Here is a 22,739-nt window from a genome sequence, read left to right on the forward strand (position 1 = left end):
CCCGGCGGTTCGACCGGCGAACCGAGCGTGACGTCGGCGCCGGTCGGAAGTTCCCGCCCGCGAATCCTTTTTAGTGGGGCCGCTCCAACTACGGACGATGACGGTAGACGAACGTGCCGAGGAGCTCGCCTCCGACCTCGGTGTTGACAAAGAGGAGGTCAAAGAGGACCTGGAGAATCTGGTCGAGTACAGCGTGCCGATCGACGAGGCCGTCCAGAGCCTCCGTCGAAAGTACGGCGACGGCGGCGACGGCTCCGGCGGCACGCTCTCCAAGGACAGCATCGACGAGATCACCACGGCCGACGGCAACGTCACGGTCACCGCGCGCGTCCTGAACGTCGGGAAGCGCTCGATCCGCTATCAGGGGTCGGACCAGGTGATCTTCGAGGGCGTGCTGGCCGACGAGTCGGGGACGATCGACTACACCGCCTGGCAGGACTTCGGCCTCTCGCCGGGCGACACGATCACCGCCGGCAACGCCGGCGTCCGCGAGTGGGACGGCAGCCCCGAGCTCAACCTCGGCGAGTCGACCAGCGTCGCCTTCGAGGAGGAGACGCTGGCGGTGCCCTACGAGATCGGCGGCGACGCCGACCTCGTCGAGATCGAGACGGGCGACCGCGGCGTGGACGTCGAGGTCCGCGTCTCGGAGGTCGAGCGCCGGACGATCGACGGCCGCGACGGCGAGACGGAGATCCTCAGCGGCGTGCTCGCCGACGAGACCGCCAAGCTGCCGTTCACCGACTGGGATCCCCACCCCGAGATCGAGGAGGATGCGTCGGTCCGGATCGAGAACACGTACGTCCGAGAGTACCGCGGCGTCCCCTCGATCAACGTCTCGGAGTTCTCGACGGTCGAGGCGCTCGCCGACGAGGTGCAGGTCAGCGAGAGCGGCACCAGACTGCCGATCCGCGAGGCCGTCGAGGCCGGCGGCGTCTACGACGTCGAGACGGTGGGCCACGTCATCTCGATCCGCGACGGATCGGGGCTGATCCAGCGCTGTCCCGACTGCGGTCGCGTGATCCAGAAGGGCCAGTGTCGGACCCACGGCGAGGTCGACGGCGAGGACGACCTGCGCGTCAAGGCGATCCTCGACGACGGCACCGGCACAGTGACGGTCGTGCTCGACGACGAGCTGACCGAACAGGTGTACGGCGGCGACCTGGAGGACGCCCGCGAGCAGGCTCGCGAGGCGATGGACCAGACCGTGGTCGCGGACGCGATCCGCGAGCGCGTGGTCGGCCGGGAGTACCGCGTCCGCGGGCATCTCTCGGTCGACGAGTACGGCGCGAACTTAGACGCGAGCAGCTTCGCGGAGGTCGAGGACGACCCCGCGGACCGCGCCGCTGATCTACTCAGCGAGGTGGACGCATGAGCGCGAACGACGACGAGAACGGCGACGACCAGAGCGGCGCGGGCCGCCGCGAGGTCGCCTACCGGCTGTTCGCGGCGGAGTACGACGACGCCGAACTGGAACACTCCGAAAGCGACGAGGAACGGGCCCCGAACTACGTGGTGACGCCGACGGGCGCCCGGGTGAACCGGCTGTTCGCCGTCGGCGTCCTGACCGAAATCGAGCAGGTCAACGAGGACGTGCTGCGGGCCCGGATCGTCGACCCGACCGGCGCCTTCGTCGTCTACGCCGGGCAGTACCAGCCCGACGAGATGGCGTTCCTCGAACGAACCGACCCGCCGGCGTTCCTCGCCGTGACGGGGAAGGCCCGAACCTTCCAGCCCGACGACTCCGATCGCGTGTACACGTCGGTCCGGCCCGAGAGCATCAACGAGGTCGACGCCGAGACGCGCGACCGCTGGGCGGTTCAGGCCGCCGAACAGACCCTCGAACGCGTCGCCACGATGGCGACCGCGCTGGAGCAGCCCGAGCGCGGCGACGAGCTGGCGGAGCACCTGCGCGAGCGCGGCGTCGACGACGGGCTCGCCGGCGGCGTCGCCCTCGCGATCGACCACTACGGAACGACGCCGGAGTACCTCGCAGCGGTCCGCGATCTCGCGATCGAGGCCGCGGAGGTCGTCACCGGCGAGCGCGACGAGGCGTCCCAGATCGCGGTGCGCCCCGGCGACGGCGACGGCAGCGTCGACCCCGCAGAGCTGACCGACCTCGTCGACGCCGTGTCGGAGATCGAGACGGCCGGTTCGGCGGCCGCGAGCGTCGGAACCGCGGCGGCCGACGCGGAAGCTTCGTCGAGTGACGCCGAAGCGGAATCGGCGTCGACCGATGGCGAAGCGGAATCGGCGTCGACCGAAGCGGACGCTAAACCGACATCGACCGACGCTGCGGCTGCAACGGCGTCCGTCGAGACCTCTTCCGGAGAGTCGACGACGGATGAACCGGCGACCGAGGCGGAAACGACCGCTCCTGACGAGTCGGACTCCGCCGAAGCGCCGACCGAACCGGAGACGAGCGCTACCGCCGACGTTGACGCGAGCGCCGACACCGAAGCGACCGCGGAGTCCAAAACGGAAGACGACGAGGGCGGCGACCGCCTCGGCGACTTCGAGCCCGGCGGCATCGGCGAGGAGGACGACGAATCGGCGGCGAGCGCCGACGCGGAAGCGGACGACGCATCCGCCGAGACGGAAGACGCGTCCGTTGAGATGAATGGGACAACCGCGGACGCCGATCAGACCGCCGACACGCCGGTCGGCGGCGACGATATGTACGAGTTCTCCGAGGAAGAGCGAGAGGAGATCGAGGAGGAGTACGGCACCGAGTTCTCGACCGGCACGGAGGTTGCCGAGCCCGGTGAAGCAGACATCGAGACTCCCGATCCGGACGAGGCGGTCGAGTCCGACGCCGAGGTGACGGAGACCGACGAGACCGTCGCCGAGGGCGAGGCGGTCGCCGAGGAGGCCGCGGAACCGGTGTCGGAAGCCGAGACTGCAGCGGCAACTGAAGACGCTGGTGCGGCGTCCGGCGAGGTCGAACCGGCCGAGAAACCGGCTGGCGACGCTGAAACGGCCGACGAACCGGGCGACGACGCCGAGGCGATTGACGAATCGGCGGAGCCCGACGAGCCGAACATCCCGGACGACGTCTCGCTGACCGACGTGGTCGTCGAGACGATGCGGGAGATGGACGACGGCGACGGCGTCGAGCGCGGCGACCTGATCGACGAAGTGATCGCCGATACCGGGATGACCGAGCCCGACGTCGAGGATGCCATCGAGGAGGCCCTGATGGGCGGGCGCTGCTACGAGCCGACCGACGACACGCTCAAGCCCATCTGATGGCCCTCGTCGAGCCGATCCCGGACGAACCGGCCGCGACCGCAGATCTCGGCGACGAGCGCGGACTCGTGATCGCGGACGTCCACGCGGGCGTCGAGGCGGCGTTTCGATCCGAGCGCGGCATCAACCTGGAGAGCCGCGCCGAGGAGCGCCGCGAACGCGCGCTCGACCTCGTCGATCGGACGGGCGCCGATCGGCTCGTGGTGCTGGGCGATTTCATGCACTCGATCGGCGGTCCCGGCGGCGCCGAGCGCGGCGAGATCGAGGTGCTCGTCGAGTCGCTGCCCGAGCACGTGTCGGTCACGCTCGTCAAGGGGAACCACGACGGCGACATCGAGTCGTGGATCGAGGGCGTCGACGTCGCGGCTGGCGCGGGCGTGCGCATCGGCGACGTCGGCTTCGCCCACGGCCACACCTGGCCGGCGCCGGAGGTGCTCGGCGCGGAGGTGGTCTGCGTCGGCCACGAGCACCCCTGTGTCCGCCTCGAAGACGAGGTCGGCGGCAGTCGCGTCGAGCGCGTCTGGCTGCGCGGGCCGCTCGACCGAAGCCCGTTCGAGGATCGGCTCGACGGGGTCGAGTGGGCCGATCCGGAGCTGATCGCGTTTCCCGCGTACAACGAACTCGTAGGGGGAACCTGGGTCAACGTCGCGGGCGATGACTTCCTCGCGCCGTTTCTCCCGCAAGGGCTGGCCGACGGGCAGGCGTATCTGTTGGACGGGACGCGGCTCGGGGCGTACGGCGAAATTTGACAGGAGAATCGCACGAACGGGCAACATATGGGGGAATATTAGTTTGTTTGCCCTGGTTATGGACAATCCTTAACCGTTGTTGTTCGTCAACTCCTCACATGGTGTTCACAGACCCACACAGCCCGTCGGAGAAGCGCTACGAGTGCACCGAGTGTCGCAACAGGACGACCGACGAGTCGGTCGGCGAGTGTCCCGAGTGCGGCGGCACAGTTCGAAACGTGGCCGTCGGTCGGTGGTAAACTGCGGTCGGCCGCTGCTCGTCCGCCCGCTTACAGCCCCCACCCTTTGCAGAAGTTGTGGGTGGCCAGCACCTTGCCCTCCTCGGTGATGTAGACGCCGACGCCGCCGCTCTCCCAGCGCTCGCGGAGCATGTTCTCGCGGTGGCCCGTGGAGTTCATCCACTGGCCGACCAGCGCCACGGCCAGTTCCTCGTCGCTCTCGTAGGTCTCGACGGCGCCGCTGTCGGTCTCGACCGGTCGCCCGACCCACGAGAGCGCGATGTTCTCGCCGTACGCCCGACAGCCCGAGGCGACCTCCCGATACCTGTCGAACGGTCCCTGGCCGTCGGGATTGGTGTGCGAAAAGTACTCTCGATCGGCCATGTCCTTGCTGTGAGCGCGCGACACCGACGCCACCGTCGGGTTCCACTCCAGCGGTTCGAGTCCGCGCTCGGTTCGGCGCTCGTTGACCTCCTCGTGGACCAGTCGCTCGACGGTCTCGCTGTCGATCTCGACGCTCCCGTCGGTGTACGCCGACTCGTTCGGATCGCCCGGCGCCACCTCGGCGCCGTCGTCCAGCGGGCTCGGAAGACCGACGGCGCCGGGATCGACGCCGACGCCGGCGGCCTGCAGCACGAACGCGGCCGCGGCGACGAACAGCGCCGCCACGAGCAGCAGTTTCAGCAATCCGAAGACGACCGACAGCAGCGCGGCTACCAGTCGGTACGCGATTCGGAACGGCGCGGCGAGCAGTCGGACGGCCGTGGAGTCGGAGGTCATAGCGCGGGTAGCGGACGGTCGGGGCGCCGCTGGCCGATCAGTCGCTCCGCTCGCCGGCGACCGATCTCGAGTGCCTCGCTGCGCCCCGGAATCCCGACTCGACCTACGACGAAACCGGCCTTGAGTATGTGGTCGTTACCCGAGAGCGGGGCGCGGATCGCCTCGAACGCCGAGCGCGAGAAGCGGCCGTTCGTCGGGGTAACGCGCCGCCCATCGGCGAACAAATGGCTTAACCGCGTCCCGCTCCTACCCGCGTGCGATGACAGAGGGGGATGTCGCGCCCGATCCGGCGGCGTTCGCCCGGCTGGGTTCGGAGGTTCGCGCGGCGCTGTCGGAGCGGGGGTTCGAGACGCCCACCGAGCCCCAGCGCCGGGCGATCCCGCCGCTCGCGGCCGGCGAGAACGCGCTGGTGATCGCGCCCACGGGGACCGGCAAGACCGAGACCGCGATGTTGCCGGTGTTCGACGCCATCGCCGAGCGGCGGAACGGGGCCGCTCGCGAAGCCGACGCGACGTCGACGAACGGGACTGACGCCGAAGCCGATCCCTACGAGGGGTTTGCCGCCCTCTATATCACGCCGCTGCGCGCGCTGAACCGCGACATGCGCGGGCGACTGGAGTGGTGGGGCGAGCAGTTAGACGTCGCGGTCGACGTCCGGCACGGCGACACGACCGACTACCAGCGCCAGAAGCAGGCGAACGATCCGCCGGACGTGCTCGTCACGACGCCGGAGACGCTGCAGGCGATGTTTACCGGATCGAAACTCCGCGAGGCGCTGTCGACGATCGACCACGTCGTGATCGATGAGGTACACGAGCTCGCGGCGTCGAAGCGCGGCGCCCAGCTCTCGATCGCCCTCGAACGGCTGCGCGAGGTGGCGGGGCCGTTCCAGCGGATCGGCCTCTCGGCGACCGTCGGCGATCCCCAGGAAGTTGCCGACTTCCTCACCGGCGGCCGCCCCTGCGCGATCCGCGAGGTCGACGTGGGGAGCCGGATCGACCTCTCGGTGCGAGAGCCCGAGATCACCGACGCCGACGAGACGCTCTCGGGGCAGCTGATGACCTCGGCCGAGATCGCCAGCCACGTCCGGGCGATCGCCGAGATCGTCGACGAGAACGAGTCGACCCTGATCTTTGTCAACACGCGCCAGACCGCCGAGGCGCTGGGCTCGCAATTCAAAGCGATCGGCCCCGACGGCTCGGCGGACGCGCCCGGCGCCGACGTCTCGGTCGGCGTCCACCACGGGTCGCTCTCGAAGGAGGCCCGGATCGACGTCGAGGACCGGTTCAAGGCCGGCGAGATCGACGCCTTGCTGTGTACCTCCTCGATGGAGCTGGGAATCGACGTCGGCCACGTCGACCACGTCGTCCAATACTCCAGCCCCCGGCAGGTCACCCGGATCCTCCAGCGCGTCGGGCGCGCGGGCCACCGCAGCGACCAGATCTCGCGCGGGACGATCCTCACGACCCGACCGGACGACACGTTCGAGGCGCTGGCGATCGCCCGGCGCGCGAAGGCCGGCGAGGTCGAGCGCCTGCCGATCCACGAGGGGAGCTTAGACGCCGTCGCGAACCAGATCGTCGCGCTGGCGATGGGTCACGAGGAGATCGGCGCCCGCGAGGCCTACGAAATCGTGACGGCGGCCTATCCGTTCCGCAATCTTCCCGAGGAGACGTTCCGCGAGGTCGTGCGCGAACTGGCGGACAATCGAGTGATCTGGTTGGAGGAGGAGTACGACCGGATCGAGAAGACCGGCGGCACCTGGCAGTACGTGTACGCCAACCTCTCGATGATTCCCGACGAGGAGACCTACGAGGTCAACGACGTCGCCAGCGGCCGCCAGATCGGCACGCTCGACGAGCGGTTCGTCGTCAACTTCGCCCAGCCCGGCGAGGTGTTTATCCAGCGCGGCGAGATGTGGCGGATCACGAACATCGACGACGAGGACGGGGAGGTGAAGGTCACGCCGATCGAGGACCCCGCCGGCGAGGTGCCGTCCTGGATCGGCCAGGAGATCCCCGTCCCGCGAGCGGTCGCCGGCGAGGTCGGCGAGATGCGCCGGGTCGCCGGACCGCAGTTCTCTCGGGGGCCGGCCGAGAGCGGCGTCGCGGACGCCGAGAGCGTCGCCCGCGAGTTCACCGGCCGCTACCCGACCGACGCGTTCACCGCGAGCGAGGCCTTAGAGCAGGTTCGGCGCCACGTCGAGACGGGCTCGCCGCTGCCGACCGACGACCGAATCCTGATCGAGCGCCAGGGCCGGACCGTGGTCGTCAACGCCTGTCTGGGCCACACGGTCAACGAGACGCTCGGCCGCCTGCTGTCCTCGATGCTCGGTCAGCGATCGGGCTCGTCGGTCGGACTCGACGTCGACCCCTATCGGATCGAGCTGGAGGTCCCCACGAGCATCTCGACGCCGGAGATCGTCGAGGTACTGGAGGAGACCGATCCCGACCACGTCAAGGCGATCATCGAGTTGAGTCTCAAGAACTCGGACGCGCTGAAGTTCCGGCTCGCGCAGGTCGCCGAGCAGTTCGGTCGGATCAAGCGCTGGCAGGGCGACGCCGGCGTCTCGCAGAACCGGCTGCTCGCCGCGCTGGAGGACACGCCGGTCTACGAGGAGGCCGTCCGCGAGGTGTTCCACGAGGACCTGGCGGTCGACGCCGCCGGCGAGGTGCTCGAAGCGATCCAGTCGGGCGAGCTCGACGTCGAGACCGTCGGCGGCCACACGCCCATCGGCGCCGGCGGGCGCTCGTCGGGGCAGGAACTGCTCTCGCCCGAGAACGCCGACGCGAGCGTCATCGAGACGGTTCGCGAGCGCATTCAGAACGACCGGGTCATCCTGCTGTGTCTCCACTGCACCGACTGGAAGACGACGAAGCCAGTGCGCAGGGTACGCGACCAGCCGAAGTGTCCCGAGTGCGGCTCGACCCGGATCGCCGCGTTGAATCCCTGGGCCGACGAGGTCGTGAAAGCGGTGCGATCGCAGGACAAAGACGAGGAACAGGAGGAGATGACCGAGCGGGCGTTTCGATCCGGTAGCCTCGTCCAGAGCCACGGAAAACAGGCCGTCGTCGCGCTGGCGGCCCGCGGCGTCGGGCCGCACAACGCCGCCCGGATCATCAACAAGCTCCGCGAGGACGAGGACGCGTTCTACCGGGATATTCTGGAACAGGAACGCCAGTACGCGCGGACTCAGTCGTTCTGGGATTGAACCTCGCGAGTAGCCAGCCGGAGTTTCCGGGAGCAATCGACCCGCCTACTGCAGGTATCCTAGTTCCTCGAGTTGCTGCTTTCGCGCGCCGCTGATGTCCACTTCCTCGCTCGTCTCGGCGTGCTCGAACGAGTCGATCCACTCGTCGAGGCGCTCTTCCAGTTCCGCAGCCAGTTCGGGGCGCTCGTTTTCGAGACTCGACCGCTCGGCCGAGTCCTCCGCGACGTGATACAGCTCCCTGGTGCCGTCCGAGCCGCGGATGAACTTGTACTCTTCCGTGCGCACGGCTCGCAGCGACCGGTCGAAGCGGTAGACGTACTCGGGCAGCTCGCCGACCTGGCGCTCCAGCGCGGCCATCGTGGGCTGGGGGTTCATGTACTCGGCGTAGAGCTCCTCGCGCGATTCGGCGTCGGCGTCCGGATGGACCGATCGACCCTGGAACTCCTCGCGGGCGTCGGGCGCGTCGACGCCGGCGGCGTCCAGCAGCGTCGGCGCGAGATCGACGAGACTCGTCAGATCGTCGACCTCGCCGCCGTCCTCGAAGCCGGGACCCTGGATCACGAGCGGGACGTGCAGCAGCGTGTCGTAGAGGCAGTACTGGTGGTCCATCATCCCGTGGTCGCCGATGTTCTCGCCGTGGTCGCCGACGACGACGAGGATCGTGTCCTCCCACTCGCCGGCGGCGACGAGCGCGTCCCGGAGTTCGGCGATCCGATCGTCGAGCGAGGCGATCTCGGCCCGGTACAGCGCTCGGAGCACGTCGAACTCCTCGCTGGAGTGGTTGACGTTCCCGACGAGGTACTCCCAGGGGTCCTGTTCGAGCGCCGTCGCGTCGGCGTAGCTGACGTCGTCCGGCAGGAACTCCTCGGCGTATTCGCGGGGCGGTTCGTACTCCAGGTGCGGTTCGATGCAGTTCGCGAACAGGAAGAAGGGACGGTCGCCGCTGCGACTACCGAGCCAGTCGTCGATCAGGTCGACCGTCCGCCCGGCGCCGCTGTCGCGTCTGGCGTACGCGAAGCGGGCGTAGGCGGCGTTGACGGCGTTGCGTATCGGGTTACCCGACAGCGCTCGCTCCAGTAAGCCCTCGCTGTTTTCCTCGTCCTGTACCTGGACCATCTCCCAGAGCATGTTGCCGTCGCCGGGGAGCAACTGCCAGGCCTTCCGCAGCGTGTCGAAGCCGCGCCCGAAACCGAACTCGTCGGTGATCCAGGTGTTGTTGGTGACGCCGAACGTCTCGTAGCCGGCGTCCCCGAGCAGTTCGGGCAGCGTCGGCAGCGCGTCGTCGAGGTGCTCGTGGCCCGAGTACGCCCCGTGCTTAGAGGGGTACGAGCCCGTGAACAGAGAGCCGTGGGACGGCAAGGTCCACGGCGCCGCCGAGAACGCCTCGGTGTAGCGGGTGCCGGCCTCGCCGAGTTCGGCGATCGTCGGAGCCGTAGAAGATATCACGTCGCTGTCCCGTGCAGTATCCATCACGACGACCGCGATATTCGGTGAGTCTCGCATAGGTTACAGGTGCGCTACGACGGACGCCCTGTAAGCAGTTATTGGGCGAAAAGTAGGTTCGCACCCCGTTCTATAATATATACTGACGCTTGTAGCCGATTGGTTTCGGCCCCGTCCGGCGTACCGAGGATTGGTTGCTGCAGCGTGATATCGTGACGCGCGCTACGCGGGCGGGTCAAGGTCCAGCCGGTCGTACTGGTGCTCGGGCGCGTCGAGGTTCTCGAGGCCCGCAACCAGCTCCTCGCGCAGTCGCTCGCGCTCGTCGGCGCGCTCGTCGACGAGGTTCGTCTCCTGGGTCGGGTCCTCGCGGACGTCGAACAGCATCGGCGCGTCGAGCTGGGCGTAGCTGTCGGCCGCGAACCGCCAGACGGGACCGTCGGCGTGCGGGACGAACTCGCCGGCCTCGGCGTCCCGCTTGGGCGTCGTCGGCAGCGGAAACCCCCGCGCGTTCATCATCGTGGTCGAGTGGCAGCGGCTCTCGACCGTCGGGTCGCAGGGGTGGAGGTAGGTGTACTCGCCGTCGGTGACGTTGACCGCCGATCCCCAGTAGCCGTACAGCGCCCGATCGCGGTGAGCGTGCAGGTCGCCGGCGTCGGCGTCGCCGGACAGGAGGGGCTGGAGACTCCGGCTGTGGACCCGATCGGCGGCGTCGCCGTCGATACCGAGCAGATCCAGCACGGTCGCGTAGAGGTCGACCGCCGAGGTGAGCGACGCGATCCGCTCGCCGTTGTGCGCGCCGTCGGGATGCCAGACGAGCAGCGGCGTCCGCGCGAGCACGTCGTACACCGGCGGCTCGTTCTTCCCGACCCAGCCGTGCTCGCCGAGCAGGAAGCCGTGGTCGCTCGTGACGATCACCGCGGTGTCGTCCCACAGTCCCTCGTCGTCTAACGCGTCGAGCACGCGCCCGAACCACTCGTCGGCCATGGTGACTTTGCCGGCGAACTGCGAGCGGACGAACTCGAGCTGGCGCTCGGAGAGTTCGCTCTGCCCCTCGTCGACCGGGCCGTAGTACGGCCAGACGTCCAGCTCGGGGTCGCGGGGATCCTCGTCGGTGTACAGGGAGGCGTACGGTTCCGGACAGTGGAACGGCTCGTGGACGTCGAAGCTGTCGACGTAGCAGAGCCACCGGTCCCACTCGACGTTGTCTCGCAGCCACTCGGCGGTCCGCGAGAACACCCGCGGCGCGAACGCGTTGCGCTCGTCGTCCTCGACGCCCCGGCGCTCGGCGTTCCGGGCGTACACAGACCGGTTGACGTAGCCGACGCCGTCCGGCGGGTCGGTCTCGCGATCCACGGTCTGATCGAGCAGGCGATCGTCGGGGGTCTTCGGGGCAGTCTGCCAGGCGTCGTACTCGTGACCCCGAATGAACTCGAAGCCGGTGTAGTCCTCGTAGTAGCCGTGGGCGCCGTGCTGGAAGTAGTGGAAGTGATCGGTGATCAGCTGGGTCAGGACGCCGTCGTCGCGAGCGACCCGTGCGAGGTGGTCGTCGTAGGGCTCGATCGGGCCCCAGGAACGCCAGAGGAACTCCTGGACGCCGGCGTGCCACTCGCGGCGGGCGGGCATACACGGCAGGCTGCCGGCGTAGTGCGTGTCGAACGTCGCGGCGCGCTCGGCGAACCGGTCGAGGTTCGGCGTCTCGACGCCGTAGTCGACGCAGTGCGGTTCGTCGGCGTAGGCGCCGAGGAAATCCCGGCGTAAGCTGTCGATCGAGACGAGGAGGACGTTCGTCACGGCTCGCCCTCCGCAGGAGTCTCTGCGTCAGCGCCGTTAGACGCCGCGGCGCTCCCGCTCGACGCCGCGTCGGCGTCTTCACCGCCGGAACTCGCCGTTTCGAGATCGTCGAGCAGCGACCCGAACGTCTCGCCCGTTCGCAGGTCGCCGTCGACGAGCACGAACGGCCCGGCCCGACAGGCGTCGCAGCGCTCGCGGCAGGGCGCGACCGAAAGTTCGATCCCTCGCCGTCGCGCCGCGGTGCGACACTCCGGGGTGACGTTGCGCAGACAGCACTCGACAGTCGGTTCCATGGGACGATCGACAGTTCGACGCCGCAGCTGTTAAACGGTGGCCGCAAACCGCGGATTTCACCGCGCTGACCTGTCCGTAAGCTCTATATCTTGCAGTTGGCTTTTTACCCGTTCGCGTCGGCGTCTCCGACGGGGGATGCCAATGAACGACGACACACCGACCGACGACCGCACGCGACCGACAGAGGACGACGAGGGGAAAGACGTGATCGACGCCAGCGGCGAGCGCATCGGCGAGGTGTCGGGCCTTCAGGGCGACACGCTCGTCGTCGACGCCGACCCGTCGATCACCGAGCAGATCAAGTCGGCGCTCGGCTGGGGCGACGCCGACGAGCTCTATCGCATCGACGAGGCGAGGATCGAGCGCGTCACCGACAACGCGATCCACCTCGAAACCACGGAAGAGCAAGAGCCCGAGGGCGTCGAGACCATGTCGGACACGGAGTCGGACCCGTCCGGCGTACGCGAGGATCGATCGACGGACGAGCGCACGTCCGGCACCGCCGACGGCGAGGAGGGGCTGACTGACGACGAACTCCGTCAGGCAGGCCAGGACGACGGGACGACGGACGACCGGACGAATCTGACCGACGACGATCGCACGAGTTCCGCCGACGCGGGGATGAGCGAGGACACGAGCGCGCCCGGCGAGACGACACCGGACGACGAGACGACCGACGAGACGCCGACGAGCGACGCCCCGACGGGAGCGTCAGAAACGACGATGGGTGACGATCTGACCGACGACGAGCGGACGACCGGGACGAGGGACGATGACAGAGAGGGGATCACGGACGACGAACTCCGCGAGTCGGGCCGGGATGAGCGCGGCGAGGGAGTCCCCGAGGACGAGCGCCGCCTCAGCGACGACGACGTCGGGGACGATTCCGACGAAGGACGGCTGAGCGACGAGGATAGCGACGACGACTCGGATGAAGGTGTTCTGAGCGACGACGACGATCGCGACGAGTCGGGAACTCGCTGAGGCGGTCGTTTGCCGACGCCGATGTGCGCTACCGCCACTGACGCTGCCGCCGTCCGCAACCTCCTTACTTCAGGTTCCCGTACGTTACCGTATGAATTTCGCGCCCGGGGCCTGGAAGTACGCGCTGTTCCCGCTGCTGGGGGCGTTTCCCGCGCTGTTCATCACGCCCGGTGCGACGATCGTCCTGCTTGCCCTCGGCGGCGCCGTGCTGTTCTTCTACCGCGACCCCGAGCGGACGGCGCCGATCTCCGGCGTCGCCGCGCCCGCCGACGGGAAAGTCTCCGTCATCCGCGAGGAGGACGACCGCGTCCGCCTGGGCGTGTTCATGAACGTCTGGGACGTCCACGTCAACCGGGCGCCCCTGGGCGGCACGGTCGAGGCCGTCGAGCACGTTCCCGGTGCACACCGCCCGGCCTTCAGCAAATCGTCCGACCGCAACGAGCGCGTCCGGATCGAGTTCGAGGACCACGAGGTCGCGCTGATCGCCGGCGCGTTCGCCCAGCGCATCCACCCCTACGTCGAGGAGGGCGACGCGGTCGAGCGGGGCGACCGGATCGGCCACATCTCCTTCGGCAGCCGCGCGGACGTCCTGCTGCCGCCGGAGTTCGACCGCGAGGATCTGGCCGTCGATCGCGGCGAGAAAGTCACCGCCGGCGAGACGGTGCTCGCGCGTCGCGGCGGCTTCGAGCTGGCCGAAGATGCCGAGGCCGCGGAGCGGGCAGACGCCGAGGACGCCGAAGCGGCGGACGCCGACGCCGGAGACGCCGAAACTGAGGCACACGGCGTCGTCGACGACCGGGCGGCCACGACCGACTCGGAAGAGAGTGACGAGAGCAGGCTCGACGCCTCGGAACGCACGGGAATCGGGATGGTCGACGAGCGGGAGTAGCCGGCAGAAAACGGTTGCCGTCGAGCGTCCGCGTCAGTACCCCGCGAGCGTCGGCTCGACGCTCTCGATCGCGCGCTCGAAGTGGTCGGCGCCGATCTCGATCTCGTCGGCGCGCTCGTCGGCCTCCTCGGGCCCCAACTTTTCGGCCATCTCGCGGATCGCCAGCATCGACGCCTCGCGGACGACCGCCTCCAGATCGGCGCCGGTGTACCCCTCCAGCTCGTCGGCGAGCTCGTCGAGATCGACGTCGTCGGCGAACGGTTTCCCGCGGCCGTGGACCTCGACGATCGCGCGGCGGCCCTCCTCGTCGGGTTCGGGCACCTCGACGTGCGTGTCGAGGCGGCCGGGCCGGAGCAGGGCGGGGTCGATGGCGCCCTTGCGGTTCGTCGCGGCGAGTACGACCAGGTTCGGGTTCTCGACGAGCCCGTCGAGTTCGGTCAGGAGCTGGGAGACGACCCGCTCGGTCACCTCGTGGCTGTCCTCGCGCTGGGCGGCGATGGCGTCGATCTCGTCGAAGAAGACGATCGACGGCGCCGACGTGCGGGCGCGCTCGAACACCTCGCGGACGGCCTTCTCGGACTCGCCGACGTAGCGATCGAGCAGTTCGGGGCCGTTGACGTGGACGAAGTTCACCTCGCTCTCGCCGGCCAGCGCGCGGGCCAGCAGCGTCTTGCCGGTGCCGGGGGGTCCGTACAGCAGGACGCCGTTGGGCGGCTCGGTGTTGGTCTCCGAAAATAGCCGCTCGTAGGCCAGCGGCCACTCGACGGCCTCGCGGAGGGTCTGCTTGGCGTCTTCGAGCCCGCCCACGTCGTCGTAGCCGACGTCGGGCGTCTCGGCGACGAACTCGCGCATCGCGGAGGGGTCGATCGCGGCCATCGCGCTCTCGAAGTCGGCTTTCGTGACCTCCAGTTCGGCCTCCGCGAGATCGTCGGCCTCGCCGCGGATCCGCCGGAGCGCGAGCATCGCCGCCTCGGAGACCAGCGCGTCGACGTCGGCGCCGACGAACCCGTGGGTGCGCTCGGCCAGCCGGTCGACCGAGACGTCCTCGGCCAGCGGCATCCCGCGGGTGTGGACCTGGAAGATCTCGCGGCGCCCCTCGACGCCGGGGACGCCGATCTCGATCTCGCGGTCGAAGCGGCCGCCACGGCGCAGCGCCGGGTCGATCGCGTCGACGCGGTTGGTCGCGCCGATCACGATCACGTCGCCCCGCGAGTCCAGTCCGTCCATCAGGCTCAGGAGCTGGGCGACGACGCGGTTCTCGACGTCGCCGGCGTCGTCGCGCTCGCCGGCGATCGAGTCGATCTCGTCGAAGAAGATGATCGTCGGCGCGTTTTCGGCGGCGGTCTCGAAGATCTCGCGGATCCGCTCCTCGCTTTCGCCCTTGTACTTCGACATGATCTCCGGGCCGGAGACGTTGATGAACTGGGCGTCGACCTCGTTGGCGACGGCCTTGGCGATCAGCGTCTTGCCCGTGCCGGGCGGGCCGTACAGCAGGACGCCCTTCGGCGGGTTGACGCCGAGCCGCCGGAACAGATCCGGTTGATCGAGCGGCAGTTCGATCATCTCGCGGACCTGCTCTAACTCGTCGTCGAGGCCGCCGATGTCCTCGTAGCTGACCGCGGTGGGCGCCGTCGTCGCGGCGTCGGCGGCGTCGCTCGTTCCGCTCCCGGATGCAGCGTCGCCTGACGACTCGCCGTTCGACCACGTCCCGTCGCTGGACGCCGATACGCCCGCGCCGCCGTTTCCGTCCGTCGCGTCGCTCTCGACGTTTACGACCGTGTGGTTGGTCACGCGAACCGGCTCGTGGGGCGTGGTCGACTCGACGGTGAAGGGCTGGTCGGCGATCTGCTCCAGTCGAACCTGCTCGCCCTCGCTGACCGGCCTGTCGTGGAGCGTCTTCGTCGCGACCCGCTGGATCACGTTTTCGTCGACGTCGGCCAGCGACGCCGGCGGCGACAGCGTCACCGACACCGCCTCCTCCAGCGATCCGTGCCGGACCGAGACGGTGTCGCCGATGCTGACGCCCGCGTTGGCCCGCGTGTCGGCGTCGATCAGCACGGCGTCGTCGGGCACGTCGTCGCCGGCGGGCCACACCTTCGTCGCGGTGACGCGCTCGCCCTCGATCACGACGGTGTCGCCGCTGAGCACGCCCAGCTCGTTCCGCGCCGGATCGGAGAGCCGCGCGACCCCGCGCCCGGCGTCGCGCTTCTGGGCGCCCTTGACGGTCAGCGAGATCCCGCCGCCCTTGTGCTCGCTCATGGCCCAGTTTTGCCCCCCGTCGGCCTTGAAGGATTCCCCTCGCCGTCCGGCGCCCGCGGGTCGCTGACGCCCTCGGATTGCCGACGCCGACGGGACGGCGTCGATCCTACTCCTCGCGCCCCCGCAGCCACTCGACCAGCGGCGTCAGGCGCTCGCCGAGTTCGCGACCTTCGTCGGTGAGTTCGTACTCCACGCGCGGGGGAATCTCGTCGTACTGCTCGCGCGCGATCAGTTCCTCGGCTTCGAGCTCGTCCAGCCGATCCGAGAGCGTCGACGTGCTTGCGTCGGGAATCGCCGATTCGAGATCTCCGAACCGCGCCGGGTCGAGCGCCCCGACCGCGCAGAACACCTGCAGCGCGTACTTTCGCCCGAGCGTTTCGATCGTTCCGGTCGCCGGACAGAGGCAGTCTTCGCCGTCGCCGAACACCGAGTCGCCGGTCGCCGGTCCCCGCGCCGGAAACCCCTCCGCTTGATCGCTCTCGGTCGAAGCTTTGCGATCGTCGCGTTCCTGTGCCATGGTGGTTCTACTCCGTTACTTTGGACTTCACAGTATAATAACTTCGGTATTCAAAGTGAAGGCGTATGGCAGACAGTAACCGTTGCGAGTGCTGCAGTGACAGAATCGCTATCGACGATACCGACCCGGGGCGAGCGCCGACGGCCGATCCGCCGGTTCCGGTCGAGGACGCGATGGCGACGCCGATCCCCGACGACGTCGGAGCGGCGATGGAAGGCGCGTACGATCTCGACGCCCCGCCGGCGACGATCGCGGAGTGGCTCGACGGCGTGCTGGCGGCCTACCGCGCCGCCGGAGAAACGGTGACCGCGGACGACATGTGCGCCGTCGACGACGCCCGGCACGAGGTCGAACTCGACGGCGGCGCAGCCGTCCCCGGCACCGACGCCGCCGCCGCGGAGTACATCTGCGTGCTCGATCCGCTCGCGGTGCCGTTCATCGACGGGACGGCCGGCACCGTCCGCTCCGAAAGTCCGGTCTCGGACGCGACGATCGAGTTCCGGGTCAGCCCCTCCGAGATATCAGTCGACCCGGAGACGGCAGTCGTCTCGCTCGGCATCGATGCCGAAGACGACGATACGGGTTCGGCGTCCGAGCTGACGTTCGAGGACACCTACGAGCTGCTGTGTCCCTACGGCCACGCGTTCCGCGACGAAGCCGCCTACGAGCGGTGGGACGCGGAGCGGGACGGGATCGCGACGATGTCGCTCGACGCCGAGACGGCCGTCGGCGTCGCGGTGGGGATCGCGCGGCGACTCGACGCCGCGGAGTGACGCCGAAAGCGAGCTACTCCGCGTCGCCGCGCTCCCCGTCCCAGTAGTCGACGGCGTCGTCCTCTCGAAAGTACCCCTCGAGGGTGCGCTCACCGGTGCCGCCGGGGGGTGCGCCGTCCATCACGCCGACCTTGCCGGAGTCGGGGTACACGAGCACCTCGGGCGTCTCCATCGTCGAGACCGCCAGGTATCGGAGCGTAGCGTCCGAGTCGTTGATGATCCTGTGGGCGCCGTCCTCGCCTGTCGGTAGCGCGACGTAGTCGCCCGGTTCCAGCGACGTCGCGTCGTCGGCCCGGCGCAGTTGCCCCTCGCCTTCGAGCACGTAGATCGCCTCTTCGTTGGCGGTGTGGTAGTGGTACGGCCACGATTTCTTTCCCGGCGGGAGTTCGTACAGGCTGCAACCGAGGTCGTCGCCGCCCGCCGCGTCGGCGAGGCGCTTGCGTCTGAACTTCGCCTCGCCGCGTTCGAGCGCGTCCCAGTCGAGGTCGGACTCGTTCACTTTGGGCATAGATTCTGTGGTTCGTCAGAGAATAAAAACGTTGGCGCCGGCGGATCGGCCGACCTCGGCGCAGGGTAGTTGTTCGCTGACCGATCGACTTCGCTGCAGGGGTAGTCGTGAGCTTACCGATCGACTTCGCCCATTATCGTATCCAGACTACCCAGCGAGGCGATCAGGTCCGCGACGTAGCCGCCGGTGCCGAACTCCGGGAGCGACTGGAGATTCGAGAACGAGGGGCCGCGGATCTTGAACCGCGCGGGCTTGTCGGTCCCGTCCGATCGGATGTAGATGCCGAGCTCGCCCTTCGCGGCCTCGACGGCCCGGTAGATCTCGGTGTCGGGGTCGGGCTTGATCGTCCGCGGAACGTTGCTCTGGATCTCGCGGTCGTCTTCGGGCCAGTCTTCGAGCAGGTCGACGCACTGCTCGACGATCTTGGCCGACTCGGCGATCTCGTCCAGCCGGACGAGCAGCCGGGCGTAGTTATCACACCCCTCGCGGACGACGACGTCCCAGTCGAGCTCGTCGTAGTAGCCGTACGGGTCGTCGCGCCGGAGGTCGTAGTCGACTCCCGACCCGCGGGCGACTGGTCCGGTGACGCCGTAGTCCTTCGCGATCTCGGGGTCGAGATAGCCTGTGTCGACGGCTCTCGCCTGGAGGATCTCGTTGTTCGAGAGCAGGGTGTGATACTCCTCCATGCGCCGGGGCAGCTCGTCGAGGAACTCGCGGATCTTCTCGAAGAACTCCTCGCGGGGCTCGGGCAGGTCCCACGCCACGCCGCCGAGCCGGAAGTAGTTGAACATCAGGCGCTGGCCCGTCAGATCCTCGAGGATGTTCTGGACCACCTCGCGGTCCCGGATCGCGTACATGAACGTCGCCGTGAAGTCGCCGACGACGTCCAGCGCGTACGCGCCGGTCGCCAGCAGGTGACTGAGCATTCGGCTCAGCTCGGCGCTCATCGTCCGGATGATCTGGGCGTACTCGGGGACCTCCAGATCCGCGAGGTCCTCGGCGACGCGAGCGTACGCCCACTCGTTGCAGAGGCCCGCCCCGCCCCAGTCCCACCGGTCGGGGTAGGGCATGATCTGGTGGCGGTAGGTGCCTTGCTGGCACATCTGCTCCTCGCAGCGGTGAATGTAGCCGATGTCCGGCTCGACGTCGACCACCTGCTCGCCGTCGAGCACGGTTTCGAGGTGCATGACGCCGTGGGTCGCGGGGTGGTGGGGACCGATGTTGAGCAGCATCGTCTCGGTCCCCTCCGGGCCGTCGTCACTCACGCCCTCGACGCGGCGATCCTCCTCCAGCGGATTGGCGTTCTCGCGGTAGGCGACCAGCTGGGGCCGGTCCTGCGCGTAGTCCTCGCGCAGCGGGTGACCCTGCCAGGTTTCGGGCAGGAGGATCCGACGGAGGTCGGGGTGGTCGTCGTACTCGATCCCGAAGAGGTCGTACGCCTCCCGCTCGTGCCACTCCGCGGTTCGGAACACCGGCGTTGCGCTCTCGCTGACCGGCTCGTCCGTCGGCGTCGGGACGACCACGCTGACCTCTCTGGTGGGGTCGTCGTAGCTCCGGAGGTGGTAGATCGTCTCGAATCGGTCCCCGTACTGTTGGGCCGTCGCGCAGGCGAGGTGGTCGAAGCCCGCCTCGTCTTTGAGCGTCGAGAGCACCGCCTGCACCTCGTCCGATCGGATCACGAACCCCTCGGCGTTGATGTGCGTCTCGCGGGCGAGGACGTGCTCGCCCAGCAGCGATTCGAGTGCGTCGTAGTCGACGCTCCGCCGGTCCGCCGCGGCCGGAGTGGCGTCGCGTTCGAGACTCATCTTCGGATCACGCTCGTCGATACGCTCATCTTCGCGGCGATACACGTTCGTCTTACTGCCTCAAACGCGAGGTTATTTTAAAACCCAACCCGATGAGACGCCCGTGAGGTACGTCAGGATCGCGCTGGCGCTGCCGCCGGAGCGGCGCCACCCGATGCACCAGTTCGTCGTCGAGAGCGACGAGCACGGCGCGTCTCGCCAGCTCTCGTGGAGCGTCTCGGTCGACGGCACGATCTCGACGGTGTTCCGCGTCGAGGGCGATCCCGACCCGTACGTCGACGCGCTGGACGCCGTCGACTCGGTCCGCTCCTACCACGTCGCGACCGCCGAGCGCGGCTTTTACCTCTACGTCCGCGAGGCGCTCCCCGAACGCGACCTCGAACTCGCGACCGCGCTGGACCGCGACGGCCTGCTGGTCGTCCCGCCGATCACCTACCGCGAGGACGGCCGCGCGGAGTTCTCGCTGGCCGGCGAGCCGGCGGCGGTGCAGGACGCCGTCGACGCCGTTCCGGAGCCGATCGACGTCGACGTGCTCGAAATCGGTCGGTACAGGGGACAGCCGTTCGACCGCGGCGGCGGCCTGACCGACCGCCAGCGCGAGGCGGTTCGCGTCGCGGTCGAGTGCGGGTACTACGAGTCGCCCCGGGAGGGGACCGTCGAGGACGTCGCCGCGGCGCTGTCGTGTTCGCCCGGTACCGCCGCAGAACATCTCCGGAAGGCCGAGTCGGTCGTGATGGACGCCGTCGCGGGCGATCGACCGGACGTGCCGATGTAGTAGCGACGACGACCGGCACCGGCGTCGAGACGTCGACGATCGACACCCGGCGCGGGGTAACGATTTTACGCGCAGCGGTTCGAATATGTGTCATGGTCGTTCAGACCGAGCGCGACGAGATCACCTGGTACGAGTGCGAGGAGTGCGGCCTGCTGTTCGACGACGAGGACGACGCGAACAAGCACGAAGAGCACTGCGACGCCGAGGAGCCCTCGTACCTGCAGTAGCCCTGTGGTCGGTCGACGCCGGAGCGGCTACTCCGCCAGCCGCTCGCGGTGTTCGTCGGCCAGCTCCGCTGCCTGCTCTTTCGTCTGGGTCGCCTCCCATCGCACTTTCGGGGTATCCCGGTAGGACAGCGCGCTCTTGAGGACGTCACGCAGCATCCCGGAGTCGACGGCGATCGCCTGGCCGTCGGCGTCGCCGAACTCCGCGACGCCGTAGCGGTTCGGCGCGTCGCGGACCGTCGACCGGTCGAGGTCGCGCCACTGTTTTCGGAGCGGCATCACTCGTCCTCGACGTACTCCGAGTCGATCCAGCCGTCCGACTGGTCGTCTTCGGCGTCGCCATCGTCGGCCGCGGTTTCGCTGTCATCGGCGTCGTCGGGGACCCCTGCGAGATCTCTGTCGGCCGACGCCGCGGCGGCGTCGTACTCGTTGGACGCCGCGTCGCCGGCATCGTCGGTCCCCGTTTCGGCGTCCTCGGCCGCCGTTTCGGTGTCGTCGACGGCGTCCTCGCCGACGATCTCGTAGGCGTCCTCGGAGAGTTCGTCCTCGGCGAACACGAACACTCGGCCGCGCGCGACCTCCGGATCGGCGTCGACGACGATCGAGTGGCCGTCGGCGCGGGCGGTGACGCCGGGGAACAGCTCCTCCTCCTCGCCTGGTTCGACGAACACGCGGCCGACGCCCGTCGTCTCCAGGATGTCGTCGTGCGTGTTGCGGTCGTTGACGTACATCAGCACGCCTTCGGTCCCCTCGGGATCGGTGACGAGGATCTGGACCAGCTTGCCCGGCGGCGTCTTGACCGTCTGCTCGGCTTTTTTCGGCGGGCCGTGGTAGAACACCTCCCGCCCGTCGAGATACTCGACGGCGATGCCGTCCTCCGAGAGCTCCACCCCGATCGTCGATGGAGCGACCGTGTTGCGCGCGCTCATGTCGTCGAATTCGAACGGGGACGGGAAAAGCGCCGCGTTCGGCGCCGGGAGCGACTGCCGCCGCGCTCGCCCCGCAGAGCGGCTGCCGGCCGCCGCGATCCGCCGGGCGCCCGCCGCGCTCGCCGACCGCCAGCGGTAAATAGCTCGCTTCGGCGAGTAGGGGTATGAACGGACGAGCGGAGGCCCCCGCGGCGGGGACCGTGCTGAACGCGCTGGCCTGCGGCAAGGGCTCGGCGTTCGCGATCGACGCGTACACGACGGCCGAAGTGACCCTCGCGGACGAGCCCGGCGTCGAGGGGGAAATCGACGGCGCGCCGGACGCCGACACGCGCCTGATCGAGCGCTGCGTCGAACTCGCGACCGACCGCCACGGCGACGGGCAGGGCGGCACCGTGCGCACCGAGAGCGAGGTGCCGATGGCGTCGGGACTCAAGAGTTCGAGCGCGGCGGCGAACGCCACCGTACTCGCGACGCTCGACGCGCTGGACGTCGCCGAGGAGATCGACCGCGAGGAGGCGTGCCTGCTGGGCGTCGAGGCGGCTCGCGACGTCGGCGTCACCGTCACCGGAGCGTTCGACGACGCGTCGGCGTCGATGCTCGGGGGCGTCACCGTCACCGACAACGACCGCGACGAGCTGCTGGCCCGCGAATCGGTCGACTGGGACGTGCTCGTCTACACGCCGCCCGAGCAGGCGTTCAGCGCCGACGCCGACGTCGAGCGCTGCAAGCGGATCGCGCCGATCGCCGAGCTCGTCGCCGAACTCGCGCTCGATGGTCGCTACGGCCTCGCGATGACGGTCAACGGGTTCGCGTTCAGCGCCGCGATGGAGTTCCCGACGGGGCCGGCGGTCGAGGCGCTGCCCGACGTGGCGGGCGTCTCGCTGTCGGGCACCGGTCCGAGCGTCGTGGCTGTGGGCGACCGAAAGGCACTCCAAGGAGTACGGGAGAGATGGGACAACAGGCGTGGCACAACATGGCTAACGACGACACAATCCAGGGGCGCGCGGACGAGATGAGCTTAGAGGAGCTCCGCGAGGAGATCCGGGACATCGATCAGGAGATCGTCGAGCTGATCGCGCGACGGACGTACGTCGCCGACACGATCGCGCAGGTCAAGGAGGATCGGGGTCTGCCGACGACCGACGAATCCCAGGAGGCGGCGGTGATGGAACGCGCCGGCGAGAACGCCGACCAGTTCGACGTCGACCGCAATCTCGTGAAGGCGATCTTCCGGCTGCTGATCGAACTGAACAAAGCGGAGCAGCGGGAGAGCCGGTAGTAAAAAACTCGGATTTCGCGTATCTATCGCTGTTTCTTCTTATCAATAGCTTCAGCATTCGGACG

Annotated in this window: 21 protein-coding genes and 2 pseudogenes; 13 read left to right on the forward strand and 10 right to left on the reverse strand. The window is 68.8% G+C overall.

All coding sequences use genetic code 11. The annotated features are described in order from the left end of the window. Nucleotides 1–97 precede the first annotated feature (97 nt). From ABDZ81_RS12375 to ABDZ81_RS12390, 4 genes are all read left to right on the forward strand, one after another. Nucleotides 98–1,372: a Single-stranded DNA binding protein gene (locus ABDZ81_RS12375; RefSeq protein ID WP_343774294.1), complete on the forward strand. Its 1,275-nt coding sequence runs from the start codon at nt 98–100 to the stop codon at nt 1,370–1,372. Next, nucleotides 1,369–3,246: an RPA family protein gene (locus ABDZ81_RS12380; protein WP_343774295.1), complete on the forward strand. Its 1,878-nt coding sequence runs from the start codon at nt 1,369–1,371 to the stop codon at nt 3,244–3,246. Before ABDZ81_RS12375 ends, ABDZ81_RS12380 begins: the two co-directional genes overlap by 4 nt. Continuing rightward, nucleotides 3,246–3,995, forward strand: coding sequence for a metallophosphoesterase (locus ABDZ81_RS12385; protein ID WP_343774296.1), 750 nt, complete (start codon nt 3,246–3,248; stop codon nt 3,993–3,995). Before ABDZ81_RS12380 ends, ABDZ81_RS12385 begins: the two co-directional genes overlap by 1 nt. 98 nt (nt 3,996–4,093) lie before the next feature. Further along, nucleotides 4,094–4,234: a rubrerythrin-like domain-containing protein gene (locus ABDZ81_RS12390; RefSeq protein WP_343774297.1), complete on the forward strand. Its 141-nt coding sequence runs from the start codon at nt 4,094–4,096 to the stop codon at nt 4,232–4,234. A gap of 30 nt (nt 4,235–4,264) precedes the next feature. On the opposite strand, the gene ABDZ81_RS12395 is transcribed toward ABDZ81_RS12390, so the two are convergent. Beyond that, entirely contained in the window at nt 4,265–4,993 is a 729-nt protein-coding gene (locus ABDZ81_RS12395; RefSeq protein WP_343774298.1) for a CAP domain-containing protein, read from the reverse strand. 259 nt (nt 4,994–5,252) lie between these two features. Here ABDZ81_RS12395 and ABDZ81_RS12400 point away from each other — a divergent pair, with 259 nt between their 5' ends. Next, nucleotides 5,253–8,204 (forward strand): DEAD/DEAH box helicase, encoded by a 2,952-nt coding sequence (locus tag ABDZ81_RS12400; protein WP_343774299.1) that lies wholly within the window; start codon nt 5,253–5,255, stop codon nt 8,202–8,204. A 45-nt stretch (nt 8,205–8,249) separates the two neighbouring features. Here ABDZ81_RS12400 and ABDZ81_RS12405 read toward each other — a convergent pair whose 3' ends face one another. The 3 genes from ABDZ81_RS12405 to ABDZ81_RS12415 form a co-directional block, all read right to left on the reverse strand. After that, nucleotides 8,250–9,707 (reverse strand): sulfatase family protein, encoded by a 1,458-nt coding sequence (locus tag ABDZ81_RS12405; RefSeq protein ID WP_343774300.1) that lies wholly within the window; start codon nt 9,705–9,707, stop codon nt 8,250–8,252. Nucleotides 9,708–9,869: 162 nt separating this feature from the next. Then, complete coding sequence (locus ABDZ81_RS12410; protein WP_343774301.1) at nt 9,870–11,438, reverse strand: sulfatase family protein; 1,569 nt, start codon at nt 11,436–11,438, stop codon at nt 9,870–9,872. Next, a complete protein-coding gene (locus ABDZ81_RS12415) occupies nt 11,435–11,731 on the reverse strand; it encodes a YuzB family protein (protein WP_343774302.1) in 297 nt (98 codons plus the stop codon). The genes ABDZ81_RS12410 and ABDZ81_RS12415 overlap by 4 nt, the downstream gene beginning before the upstream one ends. A 142-nt stretch (nt 11,732–11,873) precedes the next feature. Between ABDZ81_RS12415 and ABDZ81_RS12420 the strand changes: the two genes are divergently transcribed. Beyond that, the gene (locus tag ABDZ81_RS12420; RefSeq protein WP_343774303.1) at nt 11,874–12,716 is read left to right on the forward strand and encodes a hypothetical protein; all 843 of its coding nucleotides are present in this window, start codon (nt 11,874–11,876) and stop codon (nt 12,714–12,716) included. A 91-nt stretch (nt 12,717–12,807) separates the two neighbouring features. Continuing rightward, nucleotides 12,808–13,392, forward strand: a pseudogene (locus ABDZ81_RS12425) (protein sorting system archaetidylserine decarboxylase); the annotation flags it as partial. A 246-nt stretch (nt 13,393–13,638) separates the two neighbouring features. On the opposite strand, the gene ABDZ81_RS12430 reads toward ABDZ81_RS12425, so the two are convergent. Continuing rightward, complete coding sequence (locus ABDZ81_RS12430; protein WP_343774304.1) at nt 13,639–15,864, reverse strand: AAA family ATPase; 2,226 nt, start codon at nt 15,862–15,864, stop codon at nt 13,639–13,641. 106 nt (nt 15,865–15,970) lie between these two features. After that, nucleotides 15,971–16,381 (reverse strand): winged helix-turn-helix transcriptional regulator, encoded by a 411-nt coding sequence (locus tag ABDZ81_RS12435; protein ID WP_343774305.1) that lies wholly within the window; start codon nt 16,379–16,381, stop codon nt 15,971–15,973. 65 nt (nt 16,382–16,446) lie between these two features. On the opposite strand from ABDZ81_RS12435, the gene merB reads away from it, so the two are divergent. Beyond that, nucleotides 16,447–17,154, forward strand: coding sequence for an organomercurial lyase (merB, locus tag ABDZ81_RS12440; RefSeq protein WP_343774306.1), 708 nt, complete (start codon nt 16,447–16,449; stop codon nt 17,152–17,154). A gap of 13 nt (nt 17,155–17,167) precedes the next feature. Here the strand turns inward: merB and ABDZ81_RS12445 are convergent, their stop codons facing one another. After that, complete coding sequence (locus ABDZ81_RS12445; RefSeq protein WP_343774307.1) at nt 17,168–17,662, reverse strand: cupin domain-containing protein; 495 nt, start codon at nt 17,660–17,662, stop codon at nt 17,168–17,170. 113 nt (nt 17,663–17,775) lie between these two features. After that, nucleotides 17,776–19,467 carry an NADH-quinone oxidoreductase subunit D gene (locus tag ABDZ81_RS12450; protein WP_343774308.1) on the reverse strand — a complete coding sequence of 564 codons (1,692 nt, stop codon included), beginning with the start codon at nt 19,465–19,467 and terminating at the stop codon, nt 17,776–17,778. 103 nt (nt 19,468–19,570) lie between these two features. Here ABDZ81_RS12450 and ABDZ81_RS12455 point away from each other — a divergent pair, with 103 nt between their 5' ends. Further along, nucleotides 19,571–20,242, forward strand: a complete 672-nt coding sequence (locus tag ABDZ81_RS12455; protein ID WP_343774309.1) for a helix-turn-helix domain-containing protein — start codon at nt 19,571–19,573, stop codon at nt 20,240–20,242. A gap of 92 nt (nt 20,243–20,334) precedes the next feature. Next, entirely contained in the window at nt 20,335–20,469 is a 135-nt protein-coding gene (locus ABDZ81_RS12460) for a DUF7128 family protein (protein WP_343774310.1), read from the forward strand. Between the two features lie 27 nt (nt 20,470–20,496). Here ABDZ81_RS12460 and ABDZ81_RS12465 read toward each other — a convergent pair whose 3' ends face one another. Further along, nucleotides 20,497–20,745: a DUF7508 domain-containing protein gene (locus ABDZ81_RS12465; RefSeq protein ID WP_343774311.1), complete on the reverse strand. Its 249-nt coding sequence runs from the start codon at nt 20,743–20,745 to the stop codon at nt 20,497–20,499. A 227-nt stretch (nt 20,746–20,972) separates the two neighbouring features. Continuing rightward, nucleotides 20,973–21,395 (reverse strand): annotated as a pseudogene (locus ABDZ81_RS12470) (DUF5796 family protein); the annotation flags it as partial. Here ABDZ81_RS12470 and ABDZ81_RS12475 point away from each other — a divergent pair. The 3 genes from ABDZ81_RS12475 to ABDZ81_RS12485 are packed head-to-tail and all read left to right on the forward strand — an operon-like array spanning nt 21,394 to nt 22,674. Further along, nucleotides 21,394–21,534, forward strand: coding sequence for a hypothetical protein (locus tag ABDZ81_RS12475; RefSeq protein WP_343774312.1), 141 nt, complete (start codon nt 21,394–21,396; stop codon nt 21,532–21,534). The pseudogene ABDZ81_RS12470 and the gene ABDZ81_RS12475 overlap by 2 nt on opposite strands. Before the next feature lie 25 nt (nt 21,535–21,559). Continuing rightward, entirely contained in the window at nt 21,560–22,411 is an 852-nt protein-coding gene (locus ABDZ81_RS12480) for a shikimate kinase (RefSeq protein WP_343774313.1), read from the forward strand. Beyond that, nucleotides 22,369–22,674 carry a chorismate mutase gene (locus ABDZ81_RS12485; protein ID WP_343774314.1) on the forward strand — a complete coding sequence of 102 codons (306 nt, stop codon included), beginning with the start codon at nt 22,369–22,371 and terminating at the stop codon, nt 22,672–22,674. Before ABDZ81_RS12480 ends, ABDZ81_RS12485 begins: the two co-directional genes overlap by 43 nt. Nucleotides 22,675–22,739 lie beyond the last annotated feature (65 nt).

Origin of the sequence: Natronoarchaeum mannanilyticum, assembly GCF_039522665.1 — an archaeon.
In the GTDB taxonomy this organism is placed as follows: domain Archaea; phylum Halobacteriota; class Halobacteria; order Halobacteriales; family Natronoarchaeaceae; genus Natronoarchaeum; species Natronoarchaeum mannanilyticum.